The sequence below is a fragment of the Streptomyces ossamyceticus genome (assembly GCF_001418475.1).
Classification (GTDB): domain Bacteria; phylum Actinomycetota; class Actinomycetes; order Streptomycetales; family Streptomycetaceae; genus Streptomyces; species Streptomyces ossamyceticus.
Genome location: NZ_LIQX01000038.1, coordinates 1 through 7,157, shown reverse-complemented (window position 1 = coordinate 7,157; position 7,157 = coordinate 1). Strand labels below are relative to the sequence as shown.

Sequence of the window (7,157 nt, the reverse complement as noted above, 5' to 3'; positions counted from 1 at the left end):
CCCACGAACCCCGCAGCCCCGAGCTAAGAGGCGCCCACCCTGCCCGGCGGAGCCAACTCCCCTCTCATCGTCGCGCGCAACCGCAACGTCGTCGCCAGCCGCTGGAACGCCTCGGCCCAGTAGCCCCCGGCGCCGGGCGCCGCGTCCTCCGGTTCCTCCGTGGCCGCGGTGAGCGGTTCGAGACGCGCGGCCTCGTCGGGGTCCAGGCATCTCTCCGCCAGGCCCATCACCCCGCTGAAGCTCCAGGGGTAACTGCCGGCGTCCCGCGCGATGTCGAGGGCGTCCACCACGGCCCGGCCCAGGGACGGAGCCCAGGGGACGTCGCACACTCCGAGCAGCTGGAACGCCTCCGACAGACCGTGCGTCCCGATGAAGCCGGCGACCCACTCGGCCCGCTCGTCGGCGTCCAAGGTGGCGAGCAGTTTCGCCCGCTCGGCCAGTGACACCGCCCCCGGCCCACCCGCTTCCGGTGTGACGGGTGCCCCCAGCAGGGCCCTCGACCAGCTCGGATCGCGTTGGCGGACCGCCGCCCGGCACCAGGCGCCGTGCAGCTCCGCCTGCCAGTCGTCCGCGACCGGCAGCGCCACCACCTCCTCCGGTGAACGGCCGCCGAGCCGTGCCGACCAGGCGTCGAGCGGGGCCGCCTCCACCAACTGGCCCAGCCACCAGGACCGTTCGCCCCGGCCGGCCGGAGCCTTCGGCTGGACGCCGTCCCGTTCCATGCCCGGGTCGCACTCGTGCGGTGCCTCGACCACGATCGTGGGCGTGTCGCCGGTACGGTCCACGGCCACGCAGGCCGTCGCCCGCCGCGCCATCCGGCCGGCCAGAGCCGAGGTGGGCAGCGCGGACAGCAACTCGGCGGCGGTGGAACGCACGTTGCGGCTGCGGTCGGACAACGCGCCTTCCAGGAACGGTTCGTCCGCCGTCTCCAGTCCCGTCCGTAGCGAGTCGAGGAACATCAGCCGGTCCTCCGCTCGTTCCGTCGACCAGGTGGAGACCAGCAACTCCCGTGCGGCGGGCGCGTCCTGGGCGCGCAGGGTGGTGAGCAGCGCCACCCGTTCGGCGAACAGGCCCTCCTGCCACAGGCGTCGCACCCGCTCCGGCTCGTCCGCGCCGGGCAGCGCCGAACCACTGCCCGGCGCGGCCCGCAACGCGAAACGCCAGTCCGTGTTCAACCGGGCCAGCCACAACGCGCGCGTGCCCGCGAAGGTCAGGGCGGCTGTCCGTAGATCGGTGCGGCCGCGCGCCGCGTCGAGCAGCGCGGGCAGTGTTTCCGGTGGTGCCGCGTACCCGTGCGCGTTGGCCAGGGCCAGCCACTGGGGCAGCAGCTCCATCAGGTCCGGTGCCGCCCCCCGGCGGCCGCCGCCCGTGCCGGGCCGGTCCGTCAGCAGCGTCGCCAGACGGCGAGCCGCGGCGGGCGGCAGCGCAGGCCGTCCGTCCGGTGCGGCGGGCTGCGGTCCCGCCGCTGCCCGCACGGGCCGTAGCCCCGCCCTGCGCCGGACGGTCTCCACCGCCGCCGCGTCCAGCAGGGCCACGGGCGCCTCCCGGCCGGACGCCGACCTCGGAGGCGTCCGGCGGTCCGTCCCGAGGAGCGCCGTCGTGACGAGCTCCTCCCAGGTGTGCCCCGCCTGTGCGGTCGACGTGCTGGTCATGAGGGTTCCTTCCGTACGGGGACGGCCGGGTGGGCCGGGCCGGTCGGTCGGCTGTGGCCAAGTGCCAGTGCCAGTGCCTGTTCCGTGCTGGTGCTGGTGCTGGTGCCGGTGTGCGCGGTGTCGGCTTCTCTCAGCACAGGGCCACCGCCTGTCCTGTCGGGTCCGCCGGCCATGCCGTCAGCGGAGTGAAGCCCCGGTGGCCGCATTCGCCGAAGACCATGACGGGGGCGCCGCCGGACAGGGCGACGAGGCGCCACAGGCCGGGGCGCGAGCGGGCGGACGGAGTGAGAGGCAGGGCCAAGCCGCTCTCCGGGTCCGCCAATTGCCAGGAGTCGCCGTCCGGCGTGGGTATCACCCGGGCGAGCGTCACCGGGTAGGAGTCGAGCCATGGGTCGTCCCGCAAGGCCTCGCCGTAACGGGCCGCCGCCTCCGCCGGAGTGATTCCGGGAGGCCGGACGTCCGCGGGCGCGGGCGCGGTGAACCGCCGGCCCAGGGCCGCTCGGAGCTGCCCGCCGCCCGGGTACGCCGACACCTCCGCCTCGAACACCAGGCCCACCGGCAGCGACAGCTCGGGCGCACGGCCGGCGGCCCCGTACGACAGGAGCAGTGCTGTACGGCCCGACTCGGCGCCGTGGAGCCAGATCCGGCGGGTGGTGAGGCGGGAGTCGGACGTGTCGTACTGGGCGAGGGCCAGCCAACGGTCACGGACCGGCGGTCCGTCCGCCGCGCCCGGCAGGCCGACACGGGAGCGGACCGTCGCCGCGAGTCCCTCCGGGAGGCTCTCGCGGCGCAGCCAGCCCTGGTCGAGAAGGTGGAGGAGGGCGCACTCCTCCAGGAGCCGGACCGGCCAGCCCGCACCCGATCCCGGTATGGCGCCCAACTCCCGCACGCGCGCGGCCAGTCCGGGTGCCTGCGCGTCGACCATGCGGGCGGCCGTCTCCTCCCACAGCCCGTACCCCGCCTGCTCCGCGGCGGCGAGGCCGCCACGGAGCAGGTCGGTCAGGCGCTGTTCGAGCTCGGTCGCGCCCGCGGTGATGCGCTCGGCGCGTCGCTCGGCCCGGCGCCGCGCCGCCTCGGGGTCAGCGGACGTGGCCCCAGATGCCGCGCCCGTCCTCGTCGTCCTCTCCGCTGCGCGCCTGCGGCGGCCTTCCAGCCACTGCTCCGCCCAGTCCGGCGCCTGCCCGGGCGGCACCGCACCGGCGTCGCCCGCCCAGAGCAGCAGCAGTCCCAGCGCGTGCTTGCACGGGAACTTGCGGCTCGGACAACTGCACTTGTACGCGGGCCCGGATGAGTCCGCGACGTCGACCACAGTCTGATACGGCTTGCTGCCACTGCCTTTGCACAGTCCCCACACCGTCCCCTCGTCCGAAGTGCCCGCCTGCGACCACGGTCCGGCCGCGGCGAGTTTGCTTCCGGCTTTGCGCGAGGCTGCGTCAGGTGCCAGTGCCAGCACCTGCTCAGCCGTCCAGCGCACCCCCTGCTGAGTCATGTTTCGAAGGTAGATCCCACCACTGACAATTGGCTTGCGCCAACGGATTTCCGCAGGTCAGACTGGATTGTCAGTGGCGTGGTGCATCGTGGTCAGCAGATCCGAACCGGCCGAGCTGGAGGGGGACTCAGCCATGCCTGCGTCCGTAGAAACGACCACTGTCGACCCGAGCCACGACCAGTCCGCGCCCGCGAACGCGCACACGGATGCGCACGTGCAGGGCGCGCCCGCGGGCGGCGAGGAGCTGCGCCCGCACGCCGAGCACGCCTTCGCCGGAGAACTCGCAGCGCTCGCGGCCCAGGACGACCGGCCCCGCCCGGTCCGCTGGAAGCTGTCGCCGTGGGCGGTCGCCACCTACCTGCTCGGTGGGACGCTCCCGGACGGCACGGTGATCACACCGAAGTACGTCGGCCCGCGCCGCATCGTCGAGGTCGCCGTCACCACGCTCGCCACCGACCGCGCCCTGCTTCTGCTCGGTGTGCCAGGCACCGCCAAGACCTGGGTCTCCGAGCACCTCGCGGCGGCCGTCAGCGGTGACTCGACCCTCCTCGTGCAGGGCACCGCCGGCACCCCGGAGGAGGCCATCCGCTACGGCTGGAACTACGCGCAGCTCCTCGCCCACGGCCCGAGCCGCGACGCCCTCGTGCCCAGCCCCGTCATGCGTGCCATGTCCGAGGGCATGACCGCCCGCGTCGAGGAACTGACCCGTATCCCGGCGGACGTCCAGGACACCCTGATCACGATCCTGTCCGAGAAGACCCTGCCCATCCCGGAGTTGGGGCAGGAGGTGCAGGCCGTGCGCGGCTTCAACCTCATCGCCACGGCCAACGACCGCGACCGCGGGGTCAACGACCTGTCGAGCGCCCTCCGCCGTCGCTTCAACACCGTCGTGCTGCCGCTGCCGGAGAGCGCCGACGCCGAGGTCGAGATCGTCTCGCGCCGCGTCGACCAGATCGGCCGCTCCCTCGACCTGCCGACCGCGCCCGACGGCATCGACGAGATCCGCCGCGTCGTCACCGTCTTCCGTGAGCTGCGCGACGGCGTCACCACAGACGGCCGTACGAAGCTGAAGTCGCCCAGCGGCACGCTCTCCACGGCCGAGGCGATCTCCGTCGTCACCAACGGACTCGCACTCGCCGCCCACTTCGGCGACGGCGTGCTGCGCCCTTCCGACGTGGCCGCGGGCATCCTCGGCGCCGTCGTCCGCGACCCGGCCGCCGACCGCGTCATCTGGCAGGAGTACCTGGAGGCGGTCGTGCGCGAGCGCGACGGCTGGACCGACTTCTACCGCGCCTGCCGCGAGGTGAGCGCGTGACGGCCCAGGACGAGCGCCCGGACAGCCCACGGCCGTCCGGCGCCGGACCACTGCTCCTCGGTGTGCGGCACCACGGGCCCGGCTCGGCGAGGGCTGTGCGGGCCGCGCTGGAGGCGGCCCGACCCCGGGTCGTGCTGATCGAGGGACCACCGGAGGCGGACACCCTCATCCCGCTCGCCGCCGACGAGGACATGCGGCCCCCGGTCGCCCTCCTCGCCCACGCCGTAGACGAGCCCGGCCGCTCCGCGTTCTGGCCCCTAGCCGAGTTCTCCCCCGAGTGGGTGGCCATCCGCTGGGCCCTGGAGCACGGGGTCCCCGCCCGCTTCATCGACCTCCCGGCGACGCACACACTGGCCTGGGGTCGGGAGGGCACCTCGGCGGCCGAACCGGACGGGCCGACCTCGGCTGCGGAGGAGCCGGCTCAGCAGGCGCAGGGGGAGACCGTCCCGGACGCGGCCGACGAGCGGACCGGGGAAGGCTCCGGCGAAGCGACCGACGAGAACGACGGGAACGCCGGGGACGACGGCCCGGGGCCCGCGGCGGACACGGTTCGGGTCGATCCTCTGGCCGCGCTCGCGGAAGCCGCAGGTTACGACGATCCGGAGCGGTGGTGGGAGGACGTCGTCGAGCACCGGGGGACGGGCGGGGACGCGTTCGCGCCGTTCACCGCGCTGGAGGAGGCCATGGGCGCGCTCCGCGAGGGGGACGTGACCGGCGGGCCCGACCGCGACTCCGTGCGCGAGGCGTACATGCGGTTGCAGATGCGGGCCGCGCAGAAGGAGTTCGGGGACGACGAGGTGGCCGTCGTGTGCGGTGCCTGGCACGTGCCCGCGCTGCGGGAGAAGCGGACCATGGCCGCCGACCGGGCCCTGCTCAAGGGGTTGCCCAAGGTCAAGGCCGACATGACCTGGGTGCCGTGGACGCACCGACGGCTGGCCCGGGCCAGCGGCTACGGCGCGGGGATCGACTCACCGGGCTGGTACGGGCACCTGTTCGGCGCGCCCGACCGTCCCGTGGAGCGATGGCTGACCAAGGTGGCCGGCCTGCTGCGCGAGGAGGACCGCATCGTGTCCTCCGCACATGTCATCGAGGCGGTGCGGCTGGCCGAGACGCTCGCCGCGATGCGCGGGCGCCCCCTGCCGGGCCTCACCGAGACCACCGACGCCGTACGGGCCGTGATGTGCGAGGGCTCGGACGTGCCGCTGTCTCTGGTGCACGACCGGCTGGTGGTCGGGGATGTGCTGGGGGAGGTGCCCGAGACGGCGCCGGCCGTGCCGCTCCAGCGGGACCTGGCACGGCTCCAACGGCGCCTGCGGCTCAAGCCGGAGGCCTTGGAACGGGAACTGGAACTCGACCTGCGCAAGGAGAACGACGCCGAGCGCAGCCGTCTATTGCACCGGCTGCGGCTGCTCGGTGTCGCCTGGGGCGAGCCCGCCGTGTCACGGAGCAGCACGGGGACGTTCCGGGAGACCTGGCGGCTGCGCTGGGAGCCGGAGCTCGCCGTGCGGGTCGCCGAGGCCGGGGTGTGGGGGACCACGGTGCTCGCGGCGGCGACCGCGAAGGCCGAGGCGGACGCCGTCTCCGCGCGGTCGCTCGCCGACATCACCGCGCTCGCCGAGCACTGCCTGCTCGCCGAACTGACCGACGCGCTGCCCGTGGTGATGCGGGTCCTCGCCGACCGGGCCGCCCTCGACGCCGACGTCGCCCACCTCGCGCAAGCGCTCCCGGCCCTGGTCAGGTCCCTGCGCTACGGCGACGTCCGCGCCACCGACACCCGGGCGCTCTCCGAGGTCGCCGCCGGGCTCGCCGAACGGATCTTCGTAGGACTGCCGCCGGCCTGCGCCGCGCTCGACGCGGAGGCGGCGCAGGAGATGCGCGGCCATGTGGACGCCGTGCACGGAGCGGTGGGGCTGCTGGGCGACGCCGTCGGCGCCGTCCACGGTGACCTGCGGGTCCGCTGGCACTCCGTCCTGCGGGTGCTCTCCGGGCGGGACACCGTACCGGGCGTCGTCCGGGGCCGGGGCGTCCGGCTCCTGCTGGACGACGGGGAGTTGGCGCAGCACGAGGCGGCCCGGCTCATGGGGCTCGTCCTGTCGCCGGGCACGGCCCCGGCCGACGCGGCCGCATGGATCGAGGGGTTCGTCGGCGGCGGCTCGGGCGGCGGCATGCTGCTGGTCCACGACGAACGGCTCCTCGGGCTGGTGGACGCCTGGCTGACCGGGGTGCCGGGGGACGCGTTCACGGACGTACTGCCGCTGCTGCGGCGGACGTTCTCGGCGTACGAGCCGGGCGTGCGCAGGACGCTCGGCGAGCTGGTGCGACGAGGACCTGACCGGGGCAGCGGGGTGGCCGTCGGCCAATCCGGCGCACCGGGCTTCGCGGCCGACCTCGACGACGACCGCGCGGACGCGGTGCTGCCGGTGGTGCGGCTGCTGCTGGGCCTGGACGACGACCGGGCCCGCATCGACGACAACGACCTCGCGGGGGTGGCGGGATGACGACGGACGGACTGAGGCGGACGGGGCGGGCGGCGGAAGTGGTGGCCTCCGGAGACGGACACGGCCACGCGCCGGGGCCCCGGTCGGGCGACCGGCCGACGACCACGGTGCCGGTGATGCCGCTCTGGGCCCGGCCTCGTACGGGGGTGCGCGGATGACGGTGCGGGGGATCACGGGCGGGACGAAGAGCATCGCGGACGGGG

General features: G+C 74.7%; 4 protein-coding genes. 2 read left to right on the top strand and 2 right to left on the bottom strand.

Annotated elements, in window-relative coordinates:
- Positions 1 to 23: 23 nt before the first annotated feature.
- Together AOK15_RS03705 and AOK15_RS03700 are read right to left on the bottom strand one after the other, a co-directional pair.
- Positions 24 to 1,652 carry a DUF5691 domain-containing protein gene (locus AOK15_RS03705; RefSeq protein ID WP_055512689.1) on the bottom strand — a complete coding sequence of 543 codons (1,629 nt, stop codon included), beginning with the start codon at positions 1,650 to 1,652 and terminating at the stop codon, positions 24 to 26.
- A 130-nt stretch (positions 1,653 to 1,782) separates the two neighbouring features.
- The gene (locus AOK15_RS03700) at positions 1,783 to 3,141 is read right to left on the bottom strand and encodes an SWIM zinc finger family protein (protein WP_055512687.1); all 1,359 of its coding nucleotides are present in this window, start codon (positions 3,139 to 3,141) and stop codon (positions 1,783 to 1,785) included.
- Positions 3,142 to 3,274: 133 nt separating this feature from the next.
- Between AOK15_RS03700 and AOK15_RS03695 the strand changes: the two genes are divergently transcribed.
- Together AOK15_RS03695 and AOK15_RS03690 are read left to right on the top strand one after the other, a co-directional pair.
- Entirely contained in the window at positions 3,275 to 4,456 is a 1,182-nt protein-coding gene (locus AOK15_RS03695; RefSeq protein WP_079058287.1) for an ATP-binding protein, read from the top strand.
- A complete protein-coding gene (locus AOK15_RS03690; protein WP_055512685.1) occupies positions 4,453 to 6,954 on the top strand; it encodes a DUF5682 family protein in 2,502 nt (833 codons plus the stop codon). The genes AOK15_RS03695 and AOK15_RS03690 overlap by 4 nt, the downstream gene beginning before the upstream one ends.
- Positions 6,955 to 7,157: the final 203 nt, after the last annotated feature.